The sequence below is a fragment of the Nonlabens tegetincola genome, assembly GCF_002954355.1.
GTDB classification, from domain to species: domain Bacteria; phylum Bacteroidota; class Bacteroidia; order Flavobacteriales; family Flavobacteriaceae; genus Nonlabens; species Nonlabens tegetincola.
The window spans coordinates 288,162-311,405 of the sequence record NZ_MQVV01000017.1 but is presented as its reverse complement, the minus strand read 5'-3'; the positions used below and the strand labels follow the sequence as shown (position 1 = coordinate 311,405).

The window sequence follows — 23,244 nt, the reverse complement described above, 5'->3', positions numbered from 1 at the left end:
AAAATAAAGAGTATTTAAAAATTTAATTGTTTTACTAGTACTTAGTTTTATGTGAGCGTTCAAATATTGAGTTTAACCCATTTTTAAATTGAAGCAAAGATTATTTTCAATGTATTGGCTAACTAAAGAAATAAAATATTTACAGACATAGAGATGAGTAGTGATTCTAAAACAAATTCTTATGAATTAAATTCTGAACAATTTTTGGATTTACCCAAAGATGTTTTAGATATTTTAGAGTCTGTTTCTGATCCAGAGATTCCAGTCTTGAGTGTTATTGATTTAGGTGTAATCAGAAGTGTGCAATTGGATGAAGATCATGTAACCATTCAACTTACACCTACATATAGTGGATGTCCGGCAATGGATGTTATAGGAGATGATTTAGATCGCGCTTTCGCGAAAGCGGGCTACACAACCACCATACAACTTATCATGTCGCCACCATGGACAACCGATTGGATTACAGAACGTGGTCGTAAAGCTATGGAAGAATATGGTATAGCTGCTCCTCTAGAACCAACTGCCGATAAGGATGTTTTACTTAATAATAAAAAGTTGGTCAAATGTACCAACTGTGGTTCTACTAATACAAAACTAGTCAGTCAATTTGGTTCAACAGCTTGTAAAGCAATGTTTCAATGTGATGATTGTCTAGAGCCCTTTGACTATTTCAAGTGTTTGAAGTAAGAAGAGGTTTATTCTTTAACTAATTTAATAACGGCAGACCTACCGTTACCGATAACTTTCAAAAAAAAGATTCCTGGAGAAAGGTTATTTAGTTTTATGACACCTTCGTGGTACTCGCCACTGTAAAATAGTATACCTGTTACCCCAAATAATTCAAATTTTCCATTTTCTGATTGTGAAATGTGTAATTCATTATGGTTATTTATAGGATTGGGATATACAGTAACAATTTCTCTAGAATCATTAATCGACGCTGACGAATCAAATGTGCTGGTCCATTCTTCAGTAAAAACAGCGGGATTATAATCAAAGAAAATTCTTGCTTGGGCACTAATAACATCACCTACTGAAAAACCAGCACGAGGTTTAATACGGTATTTTATATAACCTTGACTAGCTTGTTCATCTACCGATTGTGGAACTAGTTGAATATTATCAAAATACCAGTCTAATTCGTTACCAGTTATAGTATAAGTATAATTATGACTACTAGAAAGCATTTCTAGTGTCGTTAAATCAAGCATAGCATCTAGTGAGGACAAAATTCGTACAAATTGGGCATTTGCAGTTCCTTCATTTTGAAACCGTATGGTGTATTCTAAAAAATCACTGGTAGAAAATAAATTAATAGGAATTGAAGGACCTCTTATTTCAGTAATATCGTTAGGATCATATGAAGCAATTACACTAACATCAATGTTTTGAGTGTTGTTACCAGTGTCTACATCTATAGATGTGGGTAATATAGTAGAATTATGAGTGAAAACATCTCCCATTTGTACTCCGGTGATTGGCGTGTCCATAACTACATCTATCTCTTTTTGAGAAAAATAGGGTATGGAGTAATTCATAATAAACCCAGAAGTTGTTGCCGTAGCAACTCCATTCATCAATAAATCATTGCCATTTTGATCAAACACATTTAGAATACTTGCGTTTGAATCTGCGGTGAATCGTAAATTACCTGTGCTTATTCCAGGGCTGCGGTTGTCAATTGTAATTCTACATCTACTGGCAAATCCTGGATTTGGTGATGCCACATTTGTTAGGTATACAGCAGTGTCTCTATTTGAACTAGAATTTTCTGTCAGGGCAAATGGAGCGTAAAATGTTTGATTGATCGTCGTGGTAATATCGTCGTAATCTGGTGTTGTTATTGTGTAAAAACTTGAATTGTTGGTAAGTATAGCTTTGACATCGTTCAATTGGATCCCTGGATTACTATCAAAGCGTCTTACAATACCATCATTACCAGAGTTAATTATCAAAGCACTAGTTGGATCATTATCTTTAATAAATTCAAAATCGACATATGGGACATTGACTTCATTTGTGTCACGCATACCATTATTATTTTCATCTAAAAAAGCACTTGCCTCTATGGTACCAAAATCTGATGATACAAAACCGTGGCTCATATTAAAATTAAAGGCAAGAGTACCGTTAGGGATAAAGGGATTATCACCATCTGTAAGTTGATAGGTACGTGTACCATTTGCAGGTAGTAAATTAACGTCTATGATGGCACCGTAAGTGAAATTACCTGTACTATTATTCTGTAGAAAACTATTATCAAAATACCACCATCCAGTTTCATTTGTCATCAAAAAATCTGTATTACCAGAACTATCATATAAATTTATCCTTACCTGTGGTAAGAATGTATCTATTCCTGCATCGTATTGACCGTTCAAATTGTCGTCAATATAAATGACACCATAACTAGGTGATTCTAAAACAAAATAATCAGTTGGACCATCATCCATACTGTTTCCTTGAAAATCTCTACCGTCAGAAAGTTCTGTAATTATAGTAGTTCCATCACTAGCAGTAAGAGTAGCTTGAGTGTTGCGCAATCCTATTCCTGCATAATTGTCTCCAGACAATGGTATACGACCTGTTAAATATACCTGAATACCAGGTGGCAAGGTAGATGGAGTGACCACTACATTCTGTAAAACTGCATCGGGATGATTGATCGTGACATTAGTATAGGTTGCTGTAGGAGATAAATTTGATATATAGTAAGTAACATCTGCATATCCACCCATCGGCCCATTACTCACCACTAATTCAAAATCTATATCGCCTTGTTGGGAAAATCCTAAAGCGCTCCATAGCACTATTATGACAGAGAAGTATTTCATGGCTGGTAGTTTGTTTGAAAATATAAAAGATTTTGAACTCTTCGATTAACTTAGAGTTAAATCTACATCGATTTTAATTCCGCTTTCGCGAAAGCGTACTAACTATTAACTTTACATAAATTAATAATCCTTTATTCATCAACCCAGGTATAGCCTAGGTAGAAATACATAAATCATATGTCAAACAGTATTTTGCTTAAAATTGAAAACAATATCGCCACTATAACTCTTAATAGACCCAAGGTTTTTAATTCTTTTAATAAAGAAATGGCCCATGCGATGCAAGATGCTTTGGATCGTTGTAAAGAAGATGATGTGCGTGCTGTAATGATTGTTGGAGAAGGTAAAGCTTTTTGTGCTGGTCAAGACATTCAAGAGATTACTGATCCAGAACTCAATCCTGGTTTTAAGGCTATACTAGACGACCATTATAATCCTATCGTGATTAAGATACGTGATTTAGAAAAACCTGTTGTAGCTGCAGTAAATGGTGTTGCTGCTGGTGCTGGAGCAAACATCGCATTGTGTTGTGATGTGGTAATTGCGACAGAAAGTGCTGCGTTTATTCAAGCATTTAGTAAAATAGGGTTAATTCCAGATAGTGCTGGGACCTGGTTCTTACCACGATTAATTGGTTTTGGTAAGGCGAGTGCTATCGCTATGCTAGCCGATAAAATTACCGCAAACGAGGCTGAACAAATGGGTATGATTTATAAAGCGATAAAAGATGATGAGTTTTTAGCTTTTGCGAAAGCTAAAACAGAAAAACTAGCAAACCTACCTACCATTGCCCTGGCTAATACAAAGAAAGCATTCAACGCAAGTTATTCAAACAACGTTGAACAACAATTAGCCCTAGAAAGTAAACTTCAAATTGAAAGCGCACAAACCGAGGATTACAAAGAAGGTGTTGCAGCTTTTATGGAAAAACGCAGTCCAAAGTTCAAAGGAAATTAATATAAAAACGAACCTATTAGTCTGTAAAATAGTGCTTTAATATGGTTTAATAAAACTTTAACAAAACCACTTTTCATAAGTTGACGTAAATAGAATTGAGAGCCGATTAACTTTTAATTCTCACACTTATGAAAAAAAATAAATTTTACTTACTATTTGCCGCTATGGCAATCGTAGGTCTAGTCGTGATCGCAGCAGATCATATTGACGCGCCTGCAGTACAAGGTGGTACAAGTGATATCACCGATTTTTATGCCTTCCAAGGTGAAAACTCTAATAACATTGCATTTGTTGCAAACGTGCAAGGGTTGTTATCGCCAAATGCAACTGGAGCAGCATCTTTTGATGAAAACGTGTTAGTTGAATTCAACATTGATACCGATGGTGATAATGTTGAAGATCTAGTAATACAAGCTATTCCAAAGGATGGACAAATGTATGTTTTTGGTCCAGATGCTCCTATGGGAACTGGTCTTAACAGTAGTATTCTTACCAATTCAAACAATCAACTAGTAGTGGATATTACGCCGTATGGTCAAAATGCTATTGTTGAAAGTTCAAATGGAATGATGGCGTTTGCAGGTCCTAGAGATGATCCTTTTTTCATGGATTTTGCTCAATATGGCGAGATCATCGCCGGAAATGCTACAAGTTTTAATAATCCTGGTACTGACACCTTTGCTGGTACTAATGTAATGTCGATTGTAGTTGAGGTGCCTAAGTCTATGATAGGTGGATCAGGAACTATCAATACTTGGGTAGAGACTAAAAGAAAACAATAACCTTAAAACGAATTAATATGAAATCTAATATTTTTAAGATATCGATTCTAGTTGTCTCTTTAGCTTTTACAGCTGTTAGCTGTAGTGACGACGACGATATAAATACAACTCCACAAGGACCAGATTTTTCTGGAACATTTGTACAACAAGATCAAATGGGAAGACCAGCGGTTAATACTGTCTTTGTGTCTTCTGGAATGAAAGATAATTTTAATACCACAATTCCATCTAATCAAAATGCAATGTTTCAAACGATGTTTGAAAACAATCTTACTGGATTGAGTCCAGCCTTTGCAAATCCTGGTGATCAAAATGCTTTAGGACAAGATGCTGCTGCCTTTACAGGTTTACTTGCTACAGATGTCCTTAATGTATCATTAGATGGGACTACAACCTTTTTTGATGGGACTAATGTGTTAACGGGTCGTGCTTTAACTGATGATGTTATTACAGTAGAACTTTTATTGATTTTTGGAGGTGAAGATTTTTCTGAAAATCCTGGTTTATCAAATGACAATGTTGATGCTAATGATAAACAATTTGATAGTTCTTTCCCTTACCTAGCTTCACCTTGGTAGGTGAGTAGCTAGTTGATATCTATTCCCCATTTACTTAGAGGCGAGTTTTTTTAAAGGTTCTCTTAATGAAAAGCTCGTCTCTTAATATTAAAAATCTTAAAAACCTAAAAATGAAAATTACTATTTACTCATTGCTCGCAATGTTACTCGCCATGTCTATAAGTTGTGAAAACACCTTCAAAACTGGTGACGAATATGCAGAGTATCTTAACCAAACACCAGATTTAAAGTCGCAACTTGAAGATGCACTATTCTGGACTAACAAAATAAATGAAACACCTAATCAACATCCTTATTACGTAAAAAGAGCAAATGTCTATTCTAGTCTATTTGATCTCACTGCAAAAATTGAATATCTAAAATTAGCAGAGGCTGATTTGAATCAAGCTGTTGAATTAACACAAAATAGAGAACCGGGCTACTTAAGATCCCTAGCTTCAAATTACATATCTCAACATCGTTTTAAAGAAGCTCTAACGTTATTGGAAGATGCAGAAAATATAGGAGATGGTCTTTTAGCTACTCAAAAAATGTTATTTGATGTCCATTTGGAACTAGGAAACTATTCTCTAGCAGAAAAACAGTTAGATGCCATAAGAAACGATGGTGGATTTGATTACTTTATAAGAGTAGCAAAATGGGAAGATCATAAGGGTAATTTGGATAATGCTATTTTTAATATGGAAAAGGCTACCAAAATTGCAGAATCCTCAAACTTGTCTTCTCTCAAATATTGGTCCTATACAAATCTTGCGGATTTTTATGGTCATGCTGGTGAAATAGAAAAAAGTTATAATCATTACTTAAAAGCATTAGAGTTAAAGCCAGAGGATGCCTATGCTAAAAAAGGTATCGCGTGGATATTATATTCCCATGAAAATAAAGTGTCCGATGCAAATGATATTATAGATCATTGTTTGTCCTACTATAAGTCTCCGGATTTGTATCTATTAAAAGCCGAAATTTCTGAATACTCAGGTAATGCAGTTGAAAAAGAAACAGCATTAAACCAATATAAATTGTTAACTAAAGATGACAATTATGGTGATATGTATAATGCTTATGACATCGCAATTTTTATTGATGAGGTTAAACAACCAGAGGTTGCTCTAGAAATAGCAAAAATTGAAGTAGCAAACAGACCAACTCCTATGGCATATGATTTACTTGCCTGGAGTTATTATAATCTTGGAGAAACAGAAAAAGCTATTGCAATAATAGATGACAAGGTGTATGGTAAAACTTTTGAACCATTGGCATTATTACACATGGCTAAAATTTATAAAAATGTTAACCGTGTAGAAATTGTTCAAGAAATGAAAAAAGAATTACTTGCGAGCTCATATGAATTAGGACCTGTGACAACTTCTAAGATTAAAACTTTATAATGAAAAACGCCTTTTTTTTAGCTACATTTTTAATAAGCTCCTTATTGCATGCACAACAGTTTTCAGGAACAGTTGTATCAGAATTTAATCAACCATTACAGGATGTTTATATAGAAAACCAACGAACCCAAGAACACACTCATAGTAATGAATTAGGTAGGTTCGAATTATTGAATACAAGAATTGGAGATACTGTCATGTATAGGTCTTTAGGTTATTCTACCCAACTATTAGAAGTTGAAACCATGTTGGATAATAAAATTGTTTTGAAGTTGAAACCAGTAGAGCTTAAGGAACTGGTTGTAGCCTCTCAAAAGAATCTTACTTCCACAGTTTCCAAAATAGATCTTGAAATTGCACCTGTAACATCATCTCAAGAAATCTTAAGGAAAGTACCAGGTCTTTTCATTGGTCAACACGCTGGTGGTGGTAAAGCTGAACAAATTTTCTTACGTGGATTTGATATTGACCATGGAACTGATGTGGCAATCGATGTGGATGGCATGCCGGTGAATATGGTATCACATGCTCATGGACAAGGTTATAGCGACCTTCATTTTTTAATTCCAGAAACGATAGATGTTATCGACTTTGGTAAAGGAGCGTATTATGCTGATAAAGGAGATTTCAATACAGCTGGATATGTAAGTTTTAAAACCAAAGATTATTTACAAAAGAATAGTTTGAGCCTGAGTCTTGGACAATTTAATACACTGAGAACAGTCGGTATGTTTAACCTCTTAGATAAAAAGAGCACTGATAATGCTTATCTAGCTGTAGAATACCTAGAGAGTGATGGTCCATTCGAATCTCCACAAAATTTTAATAGAATCAATTTATTTACAAAGTATATTAAGAATCTAGCTTCAGGAGATCGAGTAGAACTTACGGCATCTCATTTCACAAGCCGTTGGGATGCATCTGGTCAAATTCCTCAACGAGCAGTTGATAGAGAACTTATTACACGTTTTGGTGCAATAGATGATACGGAAGGTGGTGATACTTCAAGAACTAATTTCAATGTAAGTTTCCAGTCAATTCTCTCGGAAAACACAACCTTAACCGCAAATGCTTTTTATTCTAATTATACTTTTGAACTTTTCTCAAACTTTACTTTCTTTTTAGAGGATCCTATTAATGGTGATCAGATTAAACAACGTGAGAATCGTGATATATATGGTATAAATACAAAGTTTAACTACAACCAGAATTTCTCAAATTTTGATCTTGATTTGAGTTATGGTTTTAGTTTAAGGCACGATGTTAATAATGATGTTGAATTATCCAGAACAGCAAACAGAAAAACAACTCTTGAAGTGTTACAGTTAGGTGATATTAATCAAACCAATACAAGTGCCTATGTAGAAGCAATGTTGGATTTTGGTAAGTTTAAAATTCAGCCAGGTGTGAGATTGGATCATTTCAATTTCTTATATAACGATCAGTTACAAGAAAATTATGAAACCCAATCTGAAACTGAAACCCTTCTTAATCCAAAACTAAATTTATACTATACTATAAACAATGATTTTCAAGTTTACGCTAAATCTGGTTTAGGATTTCATTCTAATGATGCCCGAGTAGTTGTAGCTAATCAAGGTGAAGAAATATTACCAAGATCCTATAACGCAGATTTAGGATTGACCTGGAAACCTGCACCTAGGTTATTAGTAGAAGGCGCTTTGTGGTATTTGTTTTTAGAACAAGAGTTTGTGTATGTTGGTGATGCCGGGATAGTTGAGCCTAGTGGAAAAACAAGAAGATACGGGATTGATTTAAGTGCTAGATACCAATTAAACGATTGGCTTTTTCTAAATGCAGATGCAACTTATACTAAAGCAAGAGCTATTGATGAACTTGATGGAGAGGATTTTATTCCTTTGGCTCCTGACTTTACATTGGTCTCTGGTTTATATTTTAAGGATATTAAAAATTTCTCAGGTGGCCTGCAAATGAGATACATCGATGATAGGCCAGCAAATGAAGACAACACTATAATAGCCGAAGGTTATACAGTGTTTGATTTAAATGTGTCTTATGAGTTTAATAAGCTCACCCTTGGAGTTAGAGTAGAAAATCTATTTGATATTGATTGGAATGAGGCGCAGTTTGCTACTGAATCTCGTTTAAGAAATGAATCTGCGAGTACAGAAGAATTACATTTTACTCCAGGAACACCTTTTTACATAAGAGGTATTGCTACATACAAATTTTAAAACCTTTATATGTTTAGAATATACTGATAACTAGCCGATGGTTTGATTGAGATAATTTTAAGGTTTTTATTTTCTAATTGTAATAGTTAATTGGTTAGTTAGTTGGTTGAAAAAGCGCTCGTATATTGAATACGGGCGTTTTTGATTTCAATTAATATTGATTAAAAAGAATTCACTGAACTAGTTTAAACGAAATCTTCAAATTTGATATAAGAAAGTTCAATAGCTGGACAAGGCAATTAATGAATAAGTCCTTAAACGAAGGAGAAAAATTTATTTTAAGAAGGATTGTAGAATTAATGAAAAATGAACCCTTTAAGGATTTGAATTTACTACTCCTAGAGTATGTAGTTGGTCCATAGTAGGAGATTCACTTCCGCCTGTTGGTTCTAGAGTTATCCCAAAAGCTTCACTACTATATTCATTTTCAAACTTAAATAGTTTGTCTTCATCATCATTGAAACTGTCAATAGTTCCTAAACTAGTCGGAGTAAGCGGATTTAAAGTTAAAGACCATATTTGCCATACTTTACCTGTTGGAGTTTCTGGTAGGCCAGACCCGTCAATATAAATAGAATTATCTTCCTTGTTCCAGTATACCTTAGCATAAGAGTCGGCAAAATTACCTTGACCTCCTAAAGGTATAGTAATGACGTCTTTACTTCTTATAGCATCTAAGGTATTTTGTGTTTGAACTAGAGCTTCCTGAGAGTCTTCAAACTTAATTTCAAGAATTCGATTTTCTCTCTCTGTTAGTTCTAATTCGCCTTGTAAATCAACTTTGGACTGATAATTATAAACTAAGCCAGCTGCTAATAAAATACTTGCTGCCCAACCGGTATAGGTAACCCAATTATATCTAGTTTTTAACGGTATTACTCTTTTATCGTTTGAGTTTAAATGATTTAAAATATTGTTGAAGGAAACTGTTCCTGGAGCTACTGATGCCGTTAATAGCAAAATCGCTTTTTCAATTTCTTCAACTTCTTTTTTAATTTCAGGATGTTCATACATCATCTCATGAACTTCTTGATTTTCCTGTTCACTAAGTTTCCCAGCTACATATAGCTCAAGAATTCCAGATTCTATGTATTCTTTAATATCCTTCATTATAATACCATATCGCGTAATTGTTTGATGCAATTACGATTCCTAGTTTTAATCGTCCCTATAGGATTGCCTAATTCTTCAGCGGCTTCTTTATGAGTGAAACCTTTAAAATAAAGCAATTCTATAAGTTGTTTACAAGTTTCACCAAGGGCTTTTACATAATTTTTGATGCCTATAGCGTCCGTCTTGTTATCCAGATTTTCATTGTCTGGTATAATATCTACGAATAAACTAGAGTCTAGGTTTTTACGTGATTGTTTAAAAGCTTTGGATCTTGTCTTGTCAATTGCGCTATTACGCGCTATATTAAGCATCCAGGTAAAAAACCTTCCTTTTTTAGAATTGTAAGTTTCTGCGTTGTTCCAGGCTTTTAAGAATGAATCCTGTAAAAGCTCAGTCGCCATTTCTTCATTTCTCACGATATTCATGATGACACCATAGATACTATCGCTATACATTTCGTATAGCTTTTCAAAAGCATCAACCTCTTTATTTTTAAATCTTATTATAAGATTATCTAGTGATGTCATTAATTCAATTTACCGGTAATGTGTAAAAATAGAAAAACTTAGTGGTATTGCATATTTGGATACTCAATAAGTTTATTTTTCTAAGTTATTTCTTAACAAATATGATTTATTCCCAATTCTTATTGGTGCGGTAAACTACTCCTTTAAATAACGCAACTAAAGTTTTGCCCTTGTAAACCTCAACAATATTGAAACCTACTTTATTTCTTGTCTCATTAAGAGTGCAAGTTGCTATCAAATAATCACCTGCTTCTAGTGCTTCAATATGATTGATACTAGTTTCAATAGAGACCGCATACTTGCCATGTGTATTTGCAGTAAAACCAAAACAACTATCTGCCAAGGAGTAGGTAATGCCACCGTGAGCTTTACCCATGCTATTAAGCATTTCGGGTCTTACAGTCATTCCCAATGTAACTTTGCCTACCTCACATTCTAAAATCTCGATACCTAACCATTGTGAAAAAGGATCTAGACCAAGCATTTTTTTAGGTATTTCTTTTCCGTCCATATTCTACAGTGTTGATAATTTCAAAGTGGTGTTATAATTTCTCATAGTCGAAGAAACTTTGAGTTTCTTCTCCATAAAATGGTTAGTCAATTTTGTTTTACCAAACCCGATAGTGCAGTAAAAAAATATGATATTTTCTGTTATTTTGATGAACTCCTTTTCATTAGAAAAAGACTCCATTAATTCACAATTTTCCTTACTGGGGTATTCATCAAGAAATCCAAAAGACATGAATTTTTTCTCTACCTCACATAGCTTTTTAAATGGATTAGAATCTAATATTTCTATAATATTAGCTTGTTCAAAAACTACTACAGGAATGTTCAGGTTAAAATTTTGAGATATAGTGTTTGATATGAGAGTAGAACATTCTGTACTGCTAAAATCAGAATCAAAGACAATGTTTCCAGATTGTATGTATGTCACTAAGTTATCAAAAGGAAGAAAGCTTAAAGCTTTCCTCAATTCAGCCATTGGAAGTTTGTTTTTGCCGCCTACATTAACACCTCTTAATAAACCTACGTATCTCATTAAATATCAAATTGCTTACCGTGCTCATTCAATTTTCTTAAAAGAGGTGAACAGCGGTAACGGTCCTCACGATACAGATCGTATAACGAGTCTAATTGATTTACACACCATGAAATTCCTTTTTCATTAGCCCATGAGAGTAATCCTTTAGGGTAATTAACGCCTTTAGTCATGGCGGTATCAATATCAGTAGCGTTTGCTATATTTAAAAACAAAGCATCGGCAGCTTCATTAATAAGCATGACAAGGATTCTATCTTGAATATTCTCGATAAGTTTTGTCTCTTTGTTTGGTTGTTGTTTTCCATAGAAATTAGCGGCTTCATCATTTTTATAATCATAAAAACCTCTACCACTTTTTCGGCCTAACCATCCAGCTTCAACTAACCTTTTTTGAGAAAAGTTAGGTTTGTATCTAGGGTCGTAATAGAAAGCCTTAAATACAGTCTCAGTCACTACATAATTTACATCATGGCCTATGAAATCTGTAAGCTCAAAAGGTCCCATTTTAAAACCTAAACTCTTTAAAGCGTAATCTATGGTAGGAATATCGGCAATGCCTTCTTCAAAAATTCTTATAGCTTCTCCGTAAAAAGGACGTGCTACACGGTTAACGATAAAACCTGGTGTGTCTTTTGCTACTGCCACAACCTTACCCCATTCTTTTATAGTAGCAACACTAGTGTTTAAAGTTAAGTCACTAGTTTGTACCGCTGGTATAACTTCTACCAATTTCATTAATGGAGCAGGATTGAAAAAATGAATACCTACACAACGATCAGGTTTGTCTAGTGATGCAGCAATACTCGCGATACTTAAACTACTGGTATTTGATGCGATGATACATGATTCAGAAACAGTTTTTTCAATAGTTTGAAAAACCTTTTTCTTAATGTCAATATTCTCTATAATGGCTTCTATGATGAGGTCTGCTTTCGCGAAAGCGGAGACAGCATCCACATACGTGATATTACTTAGAATTCGGTTTTTCTCATCTTCATCGATACGTCCTTTTTCTACCAATCGATTCATGATTTTTTCATGAGAGGCACGGGCATTATCCAGAGCATCTTGATTCGTATCAAAAAGTGCAACCGTGCATCCAGCGGTAGCTGCAACTTGTGCAATACCACGACCCATTGTTCCAGCGCCTATAATTCCTACTGTCTTAATTTTCATAGATTAATTTTGATCTTCAAATTTAAGAGTTTGAGGATACTTCTACCGAGTTTCTTATTTGTATTTTTGATGAAAATCATTTTACTTTTCCGCTTTCGCGAAAGCGTAATTTATATACTTTATGAAAAAAACATATATCATCGATGGTGTACGAACGCCAGTAGGAAATTACAAAGGAACGCTCTCAAAAGTACGTCCAGATGACATGGCGGCTCTTGTTATAAAAACTGTTGTTGACAGGAACTCTAGTATTCCAAAAGAAGCCTATGCCGATGTTATTATGGGATGTGCTAATCAAGCTGGTGAGGATAATCGTAATGTAGCACGTATGGCTGGATTACTTGCTGGATTGCCATGGAGCGTTCCAGGAGAAACAGTTAATAGATTATGTAGCTCTGGTTTAAGTAGTGTGGTACACGCTCATCGTGCTATTCAGACTGGTGATGGCGATGTGTTTGTATGCGGTGGTGTAGAAAATATGACACGTGGTCCTTACGTCATAGCAAAACCTAGTAGTGCTTTTGGTAATGACAGTAAGATGTATGATAGTAGTTTTGGCTGGCGATTTGTAAACCACAAAATGGCCGAAATGTATGGAGTAGATGGAATGGGAAATACAGCCGAAAATCTTGTAGAGAAATTTGGTATATCTCGTGAAGATCAAGATGCCTTTGCAGCATGGTCACAGCATAAAGCTACTGCTGCACAACAAAATGGAAGATTTGCTAAAGAAATTGTAGCTGTCGAAATACCGCAACGTAAAAAAGACCCAATTGTCTTTGATCAAGACGAATTTATAAAACCTACTACTTCCAAAGAAATACTTGCAAAGTTACGTCCAGCTTTCAAGAAAGAAGGTGGATCAGTGACTGCTGGAAATTCTAGCGGACTTAATGATGGTGCTGCTGCATTAGTTATTGCTAGTGAAGATGCTGTCAAGAAGTATAATTTAACGCCTAGAGCTCAAGTATTGAGTAGTGCTGTAGTAGGAGTAGAACCTCGTATAATGGGAATAGGACCTGTAGAAGCTAGTAATCGTGCTCTTGAAAAAGCAGGATTAACTATGAATGATATGGATGTTATAGAGTTAAATGAAGCATTTGCATCACAGGCACTAGCTTGCACTCGTTCGTGGGGACTGGCAGATGATGACCCTAGAATTAATCCTAATGGTGGAAGCATCGCTATCGGTCATCCACTTGGAATGACAGGAGCTAGGCTTGCAAATACCGCGGCGTTGGAATTACAACTTACCGGTAAACGCTATGCGCTTATTACCATGTGTGTAGGTGTAGGTCAAGGTTATGCGATGGTCATTGAGAATGCTAGTTTGTAAGATAACTGTCTAAGTATCAAATCCTAGTTAAATTTTAAACTGGGGTTTGATAATTAATCTAATCTTTCAATAAAGATGCTCGAGGACCTTTCAGAGCGTAAATAAACTGTACCAGTATCTTGAGTACGTCTGGTTGCTACAGTAATTTTATCCATGGCATTTAATTCAATAATTTCGGTGATACTAATGCTGCTATAATCAGGTGTAGAGCTATTTGCAGAAATCATTTCTTGACTGCGATAGATACCACCAGTTTGAGTGCCATTTATACGTAATGTAGATTCTACAGCTAGCAATGCTTGATTGTTATTATTAGAAAATCCTTCTAACGATATATTAACAACAACCTTATACCTACCAGTTTGGCCTACAGTCAAAGTTGTATGGCCAGATTCTTGATATACGGTTGCGTTGTCATTAAAATAAGTGCTAGTACATAATTGAGTAGTTGTCCAGCCTCCTGTATTTAAATTATTGGAACTTGTGGAAAATAGAAGGTTCGTGAATTTAGCCATAGAGCCTACAACCCCAAAAATGGGTTCCCATTTACCGTCCTTGAAATAGTAGTAACCTTCACCAGTAGTAAGATTTGTATTGTAGACTATGGTCCCGTTTTCCGTACCTGTGGGAAGTGGATCTACCGTTTGTAAATCTAGGATATTTACTTTGGGGAAAAGTACACCGCTTGTTCCAGTAGAATCTTCTATATGCAGGCTAGTTCCTGCGGCAGGATGACTGGTTCCTATACCTACTTGAGCATGAATTGGTAGGGATAATAGGATTACTAATAAAACTGTAATTGTCTTCAAAAGAATAGGGATTAAGTCGTAAGTTGAATGTTTTATCTGATTTTTTCTATTATAAATGCAGAGCCTTTTTTGTCTCGTTGATAAACAGCTGCGGTACCTTCTAGATTGGAACAATTAATAGAGATTTCATCATTTTCATCAAGATTTAAAATTTCTGAAAATGAAAGTGTACCATCATCATCACCGGTACCATTTCGATCCATCTCAGAACTTCGGTGAGAACTACCTTCAAACCTCAATGAATTCATCGAATCTTTTATTCGAATTCTTCCTTGTATGGATGAAGATCCTGCTGTGGCATCATCTTGTTCTAAACCTATAAAAACGGTGATTTTGTATCTGCCAGATTTTTTTACTTTAATTCTAGTTACACGATTATTAGCATCAGTTACTTGTTCAAAAAGATCTAGATTATCATTAAACACAACGCCATCCATAATTTCCACATCTACACCGGCAGGAGTATTAAGGTTAACATCGTTAGTCGTCTCTATATTTTTAAGATTCTGAAATTTCGCAGCTCTTTCAGAGAACAACTGTAAAGGAGCCCATACAAGGCCAGTCCAATAAAAAAATCCTTGACCAGTGAAGGAGTTAATGTTATAAACCATGGTTCCTACATGTGTGCCTGTAGGTAAAGGATCTATGGTATTAAGATCAATGAGGTTAGCATCGGGTAGTTTTACACCTCTAATTCCGCTGGAATCATCTATGTGAAGAATAGTCCCAATTGCAGGATTAGTAGTGCCTATTCCTACTTGAGCCTGACCAAAAAAAGACAGTATGGAACACATTAATAATAACCGCAATAATTTCATTTCTTATTTTTTTGCAAACGTATTGTACAGTCTAGGTTTACGAGTAAATGGATCATGCGGTTTTATTTAAATCTATAATCGGTATTATTCTAGGTTTAACAGTTTTATTTTCAATCAATAGTAAATCCAATTTCTTACAAAAAATTTAAAGAATTTAAATTAACTAACAAATGTTAGTCTTGTACTGTTATCATTTATTATTTTCGTAACAATCAATCATGCGAATTTAAATTAAGGGCTTTATCATCTTTAAAAGCCTGATAACAACACGATATTATGATTTTACCTTCTTATATAAATGGACAATGGTTAACAGGAGATGATAGAAATGCTCGTAATATGTACGACGCCATTACCGGTGACGTAATAGGCTTAACAAGTACAGAAGGGTTAGATATCGCTAGTGCCTTGCAATATGGTAGAGATAATGGTAAAATCCTTAGAGATATGACCTTTCAACAGCGAGGTAATATGATAAAGAAACTAGCACTTTATCTTACCAAGCGCAAGGAACAGTTTTACGAGATTAGTTACCGCACTGGTGCTACGAGAGTAGATAGCTGGATAGATATAGAAGGAGGATTTGGTAATCTATTTGCAAATGCCAGTTTGCGTAAACTCTTTCCAGACCAAAGTTATGCTGTAGAAGGTGAGCCTATTGATTTATCGCGTGGTGGACGCTTTATGGCACACCACCTTTTAGTACCTAAAAGAGGAGTAGCAGTTCATATCAATGCGTTTAATTTTCCAGTTTGGGGAATGCTAGAAAAATGCGCCGTAAACTGGATGGCAGGAATGCCAGCAGTGGTATTACCAGCACCTCAAACAGCTTTCCTAACAGAGGCTGTAGTGCGCGAGATTATCAATAGCGGTATTTTACCAGAAGGATCACTGCAATTGTTATCTGGGCTTACTACAAGTATTTTAGACACTGTACAATCTCAAGATGTTGTGACCTTTACAGGTAGTGCTGCCACAGGTCGTAAACTTAAAAATCACAGCCAGCTTCTAGAAGAGAGTGTTCCATTTACAATGGAAGCTGATAGTTTAAATGCTTGTGTTTTGGGAGAAGATGCGGTTCCTGGAACAGCAGAATTTGACCTGTTCATTAAGGAAGTGCGCAAGGAGATGACCGTAAAATGCGGCCAAAAATGTACTGCTATACGTCGCATTATCGTTCCAGAAAATCTGGTTGAAGATGTTCAAATCGCTTTAGGAAAGCAATTAAGTCGTACTGTTATAGGTGATCCTAAACTAAAGGAAACACGCATGGGTGCGTTAATTAATAATGATCAGCGTGATACAACTATCAGCCAAATTAAAAAACTAACCGAGACAGCAAACATCGTTTATGGTGATTTAGATAATGTTGAGGTTCATGGCGCCGATGCCCAAAAAGGCTCGTTCATGTCTCCAATTTTGTTGAGAGAAGACAACCCATTCAAAAACATTGCGGTTCACGAGATTGAGGCTTTTGGTCCTGTGAGTACCATCATGCCTTACAATGGGATTGAAGAGGCAATCGAGTTGGCTCAAATGGGTAAAGGTTCTCTGGTGAGCAGTGTGGTTACTGGTGATGACGCTTTCGCGAAAGCGTACACTGTAGAAGCTGCATCGCATCATGGAAGAATACTATGTTTAAATGCCGAAAGCGCAAAACAATCCACCGGACACGGATCACCGCTACCGTTATTAGTGCATGGTGGACCAGGACGTGCCGGCGGCGGCGAGGAAATGGGCGGACTGCGCGGTATCAAACACTACATGCAACGTTGTGCGGTTCAAGGTAGCCCGACGACACTCACAGAAGTCACAGGAATTTACCAACCTAATGGTGCGTACAAAGAAGCCGAAAAGCATCCTTTTGCCTATCATTATGAAGATATCAAACCTGGTATGAGTCTGCAAACGCACAAGCGTACTCTTACTGATACGGATATTCAAAACTTTGCTAATCTTACTTGGGACCATTTTTATGCCCATACAGATATCACCAGTTTAGATGGTAGCATTTTTAAAAAGCGCACAGCGCATGGTTACTTTATCATTAGTGCTGCTGCTGGTTTGTTCGTTTATCCTAATAAAGGCCCAGTAAGTGCCAATTATGGACTTGAAGATATTCGTTTTTTAAGACCGTTATACCACAACGATACGATTTATGTGCGATTAACTTGTAAAGAAAAACGCGAGCGCGATGTAAGCGGTCGTGAGCATCCTAGTGGTATCGTAAAATGGTATGTTGAGGTTTTTGACGCAGAGCCAGTTGATTATGAAAACGGTAAAACGGACGAAGAAGCACAAGCTCTCGTTGCGGTTGCGACTATTCTTACGATGGTAGAGAAAAAGCAAACAACATTTCCAGAAATCAATGAACGTTTTATGCGTTCCGCTTTCGCGAAAGCGAACCCAGAAACAAAACCATTATGGGGCAGCATGACCATGCAGCACATGGTCGAGCATCTAGAGCATGGTTACAGAATTGCTAGTGGTGAGATTCAAGATTTTGAAGTAGCAACACCAGAAAAATATCTAGAAAAAGTGGCAGCAACCTTATGGAATTATGAGAAAATGCCGCGTGATTTCAAGATGCCATTAATGAAACAAGATGGAAGCCTAGAGGAGCTACAACATGAAGACCTGGCAACCGCTATTGAAAAACTTTTTGAGGCTCGTAATGAGTACATAGATTACTTTAAGCGTAATCCAAAAGCTACTACTAAGAATGCTGTTTTTGGACCGCTTTCTAAATACGAATGGAGCTTGCTGGAGCGTAAACATGTAACACATCATTTGGAACAATTTGGACTGTTGTAAAGACTACGTGGTTCTTAAGTAACTCTTAATTTATATAATTAATTAACAATTGTATTAAATCAACGTATTGATTTTAAATAACTGTAAATCAACACATTGATTAGTGTTTATAAATTGTTTAACGACACTTTAAGCTTTTCTATATACTATTCGTTTGATCATCACATTATGTTGCTATCAAATAAATAAGTTATGATCAAGAAAATTTTTATTGCTACAGGAGTAGTTCTGTTAACAACGAGCTGTGTTTCAAAAAAGAAATACACCGAGCTAGAATCACAGTACAACACCACTGTATCTCAACTTCAAAAAACACGAGTTGAAAAAGAACAATTAGAAAATCGCATGAATGAAATAGAAATGCGAGTGGATCGATACAATGCCAAGATTGCTTCTCTCAAAACAGAGAAGGATGGGATGTTAGTTTCACAGGATAACGGTGATCTAGTTATGTCTGAAAACAACAAAAAAGCGATGAGGGCAACTTTGAAAGATGTGCCAGCGGCAAAACTAGCCGGAGCAACCACTTTAAAAGATTCTCTTAATGTCGCTATTGCTCACAACATGTCCAAAAAGCTTTCTGGGCTACCTGAAAATTCAGATTTAAATGTATCGGTTGATGAAACCGTTGTAATGATAGATATTGATGACGACATGTTATTCAAAGACAGTAGTTACAGAATAGGTAAAGATGCAGATGGTATTTTAAATCGAATTGCACAAGTAGTGAACAGTGAGCCATCGTTAGAAGTTCTTATAGTTGGTCATACAGATAGTAGAACAGTAAAAGAAGGAAGTTATATTAAAGACAATTGGGACCTGAGTACCGAGCGTAGCGCATCAATTGTAAGAAGATTAGAAAACAAATTTAATGTTTCGCCTGATCAATTAATTGTTGCAGGTCGAGGAAGTTATGATCCAGTAGTAGCAAATGATAGTAGAGAAAACATGGCTAAAAATAGACGTACACAAATCGTAATTATGCCTAATCTAGACAAATTTTTTGCTTTATTAGAAAGTGAAGTAGCGGCAGTAGATAGAACTAACGACTAATCGTTTAACAATAACAGAAAATGTTATGCCTCTTGTGTAAACAAGAGGCTTTTTTATGGTTATATCTTTATAAAAACGCCAAAGAAATCTTAGATTTGAATTACAAATAAAGTATTGAAAATTATGACCGCACCTTACGTAACATCTCAAACTGATAATGGGATTACAACTATTGAGTTTTTTCACCCAGCACACAATTCATTACCTAGTGATGTGCTTGCAAATCTTGCACAATCAATAGAAGACGCAGGTAAAGATGAAGAAACCAAAGTGATTATTTTGAAGTCTGGTGGAGCGAGAACGTTTTGTGCAGGTGCCAGTTTTAAAGAATTGGTTGCAATTGAAAATAAGGAGCAAGGTCTGGAATTTTTTAGTGGTTTTGCTAATGTAATTAACGCCATGCGAAAATGTCCCAAATTCATCATTGGGCGTGTACAAGGGAAAACTGTTGGTGGTGGAGTAGGAGTAGCTGCTGCTACCGATTATTGTTTTGCCACTCAATATGCTGCTATAAAACTAAGTGAACTTAATATAGGTATAGGTCCTTTTGTAGTAGGGCCAGCAGTAGAGCGTAAATTAGGTTTAACCGGTATGAGCCAGATTGCTATTAATGCTAATGAATTCTATTCACCGCAATGGGCAAAAGATAACGGTTTATTTGCTCATGTTTATGAATCTACTGAAGAGATGGATGAGGCAGTGCTAAAATTTGCGCAACATCTAGCGACTTATAATCCAGATGCCATGGCCGAAATGAAAAAAATGTTTTGGACAGGTTGTGAAGACTGGGATACTTTATTGATTGAAAGAGCTAAAATCTCTGGGCGATTGGTATTGAGTGAATTTACAAAAGAAACATTAAAAAGGTTTAAGTAAATAATTTGGTAATGAGGGCAATTTACCTTTCTTTTCTTTTCGTTTTTACGGCTATCCTGAGCGGTAAGGCTCAAAACTGTGATTGTAAAACATCGCTGAATGAGTTTGCAGAAAAATACAAACAAACCATTTCTTATAAACAACAGACAAAGGATAGAAAGGTCGAGGAAGCTTATACAGCTAAGTTAAATGTTCTATTAGCAGAAGTTGATTCAAATACTACTCACTGGGAATGTTTCATAAAAATTACAGATTTAAAAGATGTAATAAGAGATGAACATAGTAGAGTACGTGGTACTGGAATTTCTGATACCATAAACATTAAGAATTCTATTTTTTACAAAAATCTTCCGCGCTATCAAGGTGATTTAAATGCTCTTAAAACTGAGCTCAACCAGAAGCCATTTGAAGATATTGAAGGCGTATATTATAGTGAAGGTTCCACCTTTGGGGTTGTGAAAGATCAAGATAAATACCTAGGAATATTATTAAAAACCCAAATGGACCATTGGGAACCAGGTATGCAATTTTTTGAATTAATTCCTTCTCTGGGAGATAAGTTTAGGATATCCTTTATAAAATCCGATTTTTCACTGTTTGCAAGCTCTAGAGCAGAAAGAGTAGTTAACGGGAGATTCGTTTTCTACGGTATTTATAAAGATAAAACACAGCCATACCATTATAATGCACCAGAAAGTGATAGCCTTTTTTATTACAAACCTTTAAATAAAAAGGTTGGTTATATGCGTATTGCTACGTTCAGTTGGGCCAATGATAATGTAGCAGTAGCAAATAAGTTTATAGATGATATTTTTCCAAATTTAGAAGTAAATCACCTTATCATCGATTTGCGCAATAATGGTGGTGGTACAGATCAAATAGGTAAACCATTGAGAAAGGCCATCAAAAAGTATGCAAAACGCAACAATATATATGTTCTTGTAAACGGTAAGTCTGGAAGCAATGCAGAACAAACAACTCATTTCATAGGTGAATTAAAAAATGGTACAGTATTAGGTGACAGGTCCATGGGAGTAATTGCTTATGGTTTGAATTATGGAGATTTAATTATAATAGGCGATAATTGTTATTCATTTTATTTGTCCGACCTAAAATTCAATGAGTTTTATGAATTTGAAAGTAGAGGAGTGCCTGTTGACGTGTCACTTAATAACAACGAGGACTGGATAGAACAGACCTTAAAGTATATAGAAAATCAATGATTTATTCTTTTAAAGGTCACATTCCTGTCATACACGAGAGTAGTTTTGTTCATCCTCAAGCAACTGTCATAGGCAATGTTATCATAGGTAAAAATTGTTACGTAGGCCCTAGTGCGGTAATACGTGGTGACTGGGGTGAAATCATTTTGGAAGATGGTGTTAACGTACAAGAAAATTGTACGGTGCACATGTTTCCTGGTAAAAGTATCCGCTTTCGCGAAAGCGCACATGTAGGACACGGCGCGGTCATTCATGGAGCTAATTTAGGTCGTAATTGTTTAATAGGGATGAATAGTGTCATCATGGATGATGCTGTCATAGGCGATGAATGTATAGTAGGAGCTATGAGCTTTGTAAAGGCAGAATCTATTTTTGAACCGCGTAGTTTGATTGTCGGTAATCCTGCAAAAAAAATCAAAGACGTTAGTGATCAAATGATAGATTGGAAAACAGCAGGAACTAGATTGTACCAGCAATTGCCAAATGATTGTCACGATACGATGGGACAAGTGGAACCTTTAAGAGAATTACCTAAAAATAGACCTGTTCAAGAGGACTTTTATAAAACACTTCAGGAGATTAAAAAATCATAATGCTAAATCAGCCATACTGGCTATTCTATAATTCCTAAAAAGAAGCACTTATTAACTCTATATACTTGTGTAACTTTGCATTTACCAATTAGCTACTAATGAGTTTTTTCAAAAAGATATTCAATAAAGAAAAAAAAGAAACTTTAGACAAAGGTCTTGAGAAATCAAAATCCAGTTTCTTTGATAAATTAGGTAAAGCCGTTGCAGGTAAATCAAAGGTAGATGAGGATGTTCTAGATGATCTAGAAGATGTACTTATATCTAGTGATGTAGGCGTGGCGACTACGGTAAAAATAATTGATCGTATTGAAGAACGAGTAGCTAGAGATAAGTACCTAGGCACCTCAGAACTTAATTCAATCCTGCGAGAAGAAATCGCTGGATTAATGAGCGAGGTCAATTATGGTGATGCCACAGACTTCACTATTCCAAACACTGATGGTCCATATGTTATCATGATTGTTGGAGTTAATGGTGTAGGAAAAACCACTACAATTGGAAAACTGGCACACCAGTTTAAACAAAAAGGTAAAAAGGTCGTACTAGGAGCAGGAGATACATTTAGAGCTGCTGCAGTCGATCAATTAGATATTTGGGCAAATAGAGTAGGAGTAGAGATTGTAAAACAAGCGATGGGTAGTGATCCTGCCAGTGTTGCTTTTGATACCCTACAAAGTGCCGTAGCTCAAAATGCTGATGTGGTTTTACTAGATACCGCTGGACGACTGCACAATAAGGTCAACCTGATGAACGAGCTCAGTAAAATTAAACGAGTTATGCAAAAGGTGCTGCCTAATGCGCCTCACGACGTCATGCTCGTCTTGGACGGGTCAACCGGTCAAAATGCTTTTGAGCAGGCAAAACAATTCACCGCTGCTACCGAGGTTACTTCACTTGCTGTTACTAAGTTAGATGGTACTGCAAAAGGTGGTGTGGTAATAGGTATTTCAGATCAATTTCAAATACCCGTGCGCTATATAGGTGTAGGTGAAGGCATGGATGATTTACAAGTCTTCAATAAAGTTGAGTTTGTAGATAGCTTCTTTAAACAGTAACTACATTCAAAATATCTTGTTTATCGATAGTTTGCTATTTTTAAGCAAA

21 protein-coding genes are annotated in these 23,244 nt (G+C 35.8%); 13 read left to right on the top strand and 8 right to left on the bottom strand.

Translation table 11 applies throughout. The features are described from left to right. Positions 1-153: 153 nt before the first annotated feature. Positions 154-690 (top strand): 1,2-phenylacetyl-CoA epoxidase subunit PaaD, encoded by a 537-nt coding sequence (gene paaD, locus BST93_RS13030; RefSeq protein ID WP_105019511.1) that lies wholly within the window; start codon positions 154-156, stop codon positions 688-690. An 8-nt stretch (positions 691-698) separates the two neighbouring features. On the opposite strand, the gene BST93_RS13025 is transcribed toward paaD, so the two are convergent. Beyond that, positions 699-2,837 (bottom strand): T9SS type A sorting domain-containing protein, encoded by a 2,139-nt coding sequence (locus BST93_RS13025; protein WP_105019510.1) that lies wholly within the window; start codon positions 2,835-2,837, stop codon positions 699-701. A 177-nt stretch (positions 2,838-3,014) separates the two neighbouring features. Here BST93_RS13025 and BST93_RS13020 point away from each other — a divergent pair, with 177 nt between their 5' ends. From BST93_RS13020 to BST93_RS13000, 5 genes are all read left to right on the top strand, one after another. After that, positions 3,015-3,794, top strand: a complete 780-nt coding sequence (locus BST93_RS13020; RefSeq protein WP_105019509.1) for an enoyl-CoA hydratase-related protein — start codon at positions 3,015-3,017, stop codon at positions 3,792-3,794. A 128-nt stretch (positions 3,795-3,922) separates the two neighbouring features. Further along, the gene (locus BST93_RS13015; RefSeq protein ID WP_042277616.1) at positions 3,923-4,576 is read left to right on the top strand and encodes a DUF4331 family protein; all 654 of its coding nucleotides are present in this window, start codon (positions 3,923-3,925) and stop codon (positions 4,574-4,576) included. Between the two features lie 17 nt (positions 4,577-4,593). Then, positions 4,594-5,154, top strand: coding sequence for a DUF4331 family protein (locus tag BST93_RS13010; RefSeq protein WP_060524122.1), 561 nt, complete (start codon positions 4,594-4,596; stop codon positions 5,152-5,154). Between the two features lie 110 nt (positions 5,155-5,264). Further along, positions 5,265-6,542, top strand: a complete 1,278-nt coding sequence (locus BST93_RS13005) for a tetratricopeptide repeat protein (protein WP_105019622.1) — start codon at positions 5,265-5,267, stop codon at positions 6,540-6,542. Then, positions 6,542-8,758, top strand: a complete 2,217-nt coding sequence (locus BST93_RS13000; protein WP_105019508.1) for a TonB-dependent receptor — start codon at positions 6,542-6,544, stop codon at positions 8,756-8,758. Before BST93_RS13005 ends, BST93_RS13000 begins: the two co-directional genes overlap by 1 nt. A 315-nt stretch (positions 8,759-9,073) precedes the next feature. Here the strand turns inward: BST93_RS13000 and BST93_RS12995 are convergent, their stop codons facing one another. From BST93_RS12995 to BST93_RS12975, 5 genes are all read right to left on the bottom strand, one after another. Beyond that, positions 9,074-9,868, bottom strand: a complete 795-nt coding sequence (locus tag BST93_RS12995) for an anti-sigma factor (protein WP_105019507.1) — start codon at positions 9,866-9,868, stop codon at positions 9,074-9,076. Then, the gene (locus BST93_RS12990; protein ID WP_105019506.1) at positions 9,868-10,398 is read right to left on the bottom strand and encodes an RNA polymerase sigma factor; all 531 of its coding nucleotides are present in this window, start codon (positions 10,396-10,398) and stop codon (positions 9,868-9,870) included. The genes BST93_RS12995 and BST93_RS12990 overlap by 1 nt, the downstream gene beginning before the upstream one ends. Before the next feature lie 106 nt (positions 10,399-10,504). Then, on the bottom strand, positions 10,505-10,909 hold the full coding sequence (locus BST93_RS12985; protein WP_105019505.1) for a PaaI family thioesterase: 405 nt from the start codon (positions 10,907-10,909) through the stop codon (positions 10,505-10,507). Between the two features lie 3 nt (positions 10,910-10,912). After that, the gene (locus BST93_RS12980; protein ID WP_105019504.1) at positions 10,913-11,440 is read right to left on the bottom strand and encodes a DUF1697 domain-containing protein; all 528 of its coding nucleotides are present in this window, start codon (positions 11,438-11,440) and stop codon (positions 10,913-10,915) included. Further along, positions 11,440-12,618, bottom strand: a complete 1,179-nt coding sequence (locus BST93_RS12975; protein ID WP_105019503.1) for a 3-hydroxyacyl-CoA dehydrogenase NAD-binding domain-containing protein — start codon at positions 12,616-12,618, stop codon at positions 11,440-11,442. Before BST93_RS12975 ends, BST93_RS12980 begins: the two co-directional genes overlap by 1 nt. Positions 12,619-12,739: 121 nt before the next feature. Between BST93_RS12975 and pcaF the strand changes: the two genes are divergently transcribed. Further along, entirely contained in the window at positions 12,740-13,954 is a 1,215-nt protein-coding gene (gene pcaF, locus BST93_RS12970; RefSeq protein ID WP_105019502.1) for a 3-oxoadipyl-CoA thiolase, read from the top strand. A 53-nt stretch (positions 13,955-14,007) separates the two neighbouring features. Here the strand turns inward: pcaF and BST93_RS12965 are convergent, their stop codons facing one another. Further along, a complete protein-coding gene (locus BST93_RS12965; RefSeq protein WP_105019501.1) occupies positions 14,008-14,763 on the bottom strand; it encodes a phage tail-like protein in 756 nt (251 codons plus the stop codon). Between the two features lie 32 nt (positions 14,764-14,795). Further along, positions 14,796-15,581, bottom strand: a complete 786-nt coding sequence (locus tag BST93_RS12960; RefSeq protein WP_146105032.1) for a phage tail-like protein — start codon at positions 15,579-15,581, stop codon at positions 14,796-14,798. A 276-nt stretch (positions 15,582-15,857) separates the two neighbouring features. Between BST93_RS12960 and paaZ the strand changes: the two genes are divergently transcribed. The 6 genes from paaZ (at position 15,858) to ftsY (ending at position 23,195) form a co-directional block, all read left to right on the top strand. Further along, positions 15,858-18,395, top strand: a complete 2,538-nt coding sequence (gene paaZ / locus BST93_RS12955; RefSeq protein WP_105019499.1) for a phenylacetic acid degradation bifunctional protein PaaZ — start codon at positions 15,858-15,860, stop codon at positions 18,393-18,395. Between the two features lie 192 nt (positions 18,396-18,587). Further along, positions 18,588-19,448: an OmpA/MotB family protein gene (locus BST93_RS12950; RefSeq protein ID WP_105019498.1), complete on the top strand. Its 861-nt coding sequence runs from the start codon at positions 18,588-18,590 to the stop codon at positions 19,446-19,448. Positions 19,449-19,571: 123 nt separating this feature from the next. Further along, on the top strand, positions 19,572-20,324 hold the full coding sequence (locus BST93_RS12945; RefSeq protein ID WP_105019497.1) for an enoyl-CoA hydratase/isomerase family protein: 753 nt from the start codon (positions 19,572-19,574) through the stop codon (positions 20,322-20,324). Between the two features lie 11 nt (positions 20,325-20,335). After that, positions 20,336-21,547: a S41 family peptidase gene (locus tag BST93_RS12940; protein WP_105019496.1), complete on the top strand. Its 1,212-nt coding sequence runs from the start codon at positions 20,336-20,338 to the stop codon at positions 21,545-21,547. Further along, on the top strand, positions 21,544-22,140 hold the full coding sequence (locus BST93_RS12935) for an acyltransferase (RefSeq protein ID WP_105019495.1): 597 nt from the start codon (positions 21,544-21,546) through the stop codon (positions 22,138-22,140). The genes BST93_RS12940 and BST93_RS12935 overlap by 4 nt, the downstream gene beginning before the upstream one ends. A 98-nt stretch (positions 22,141-22,238) precedes the next feature. Next, positions 22,239-23,195, top strand: coding sequence for a signal recognition particle-docking protein FtsY (gene ftsY, locus BST93_RS12930; protein WP_105019494.1), 957 nt, complete (start codon positions 22,239-22,241; stop codon positions 23,193-23,195). Positions 23,196-23,244 lie beyond the last annotated feature (49 nt).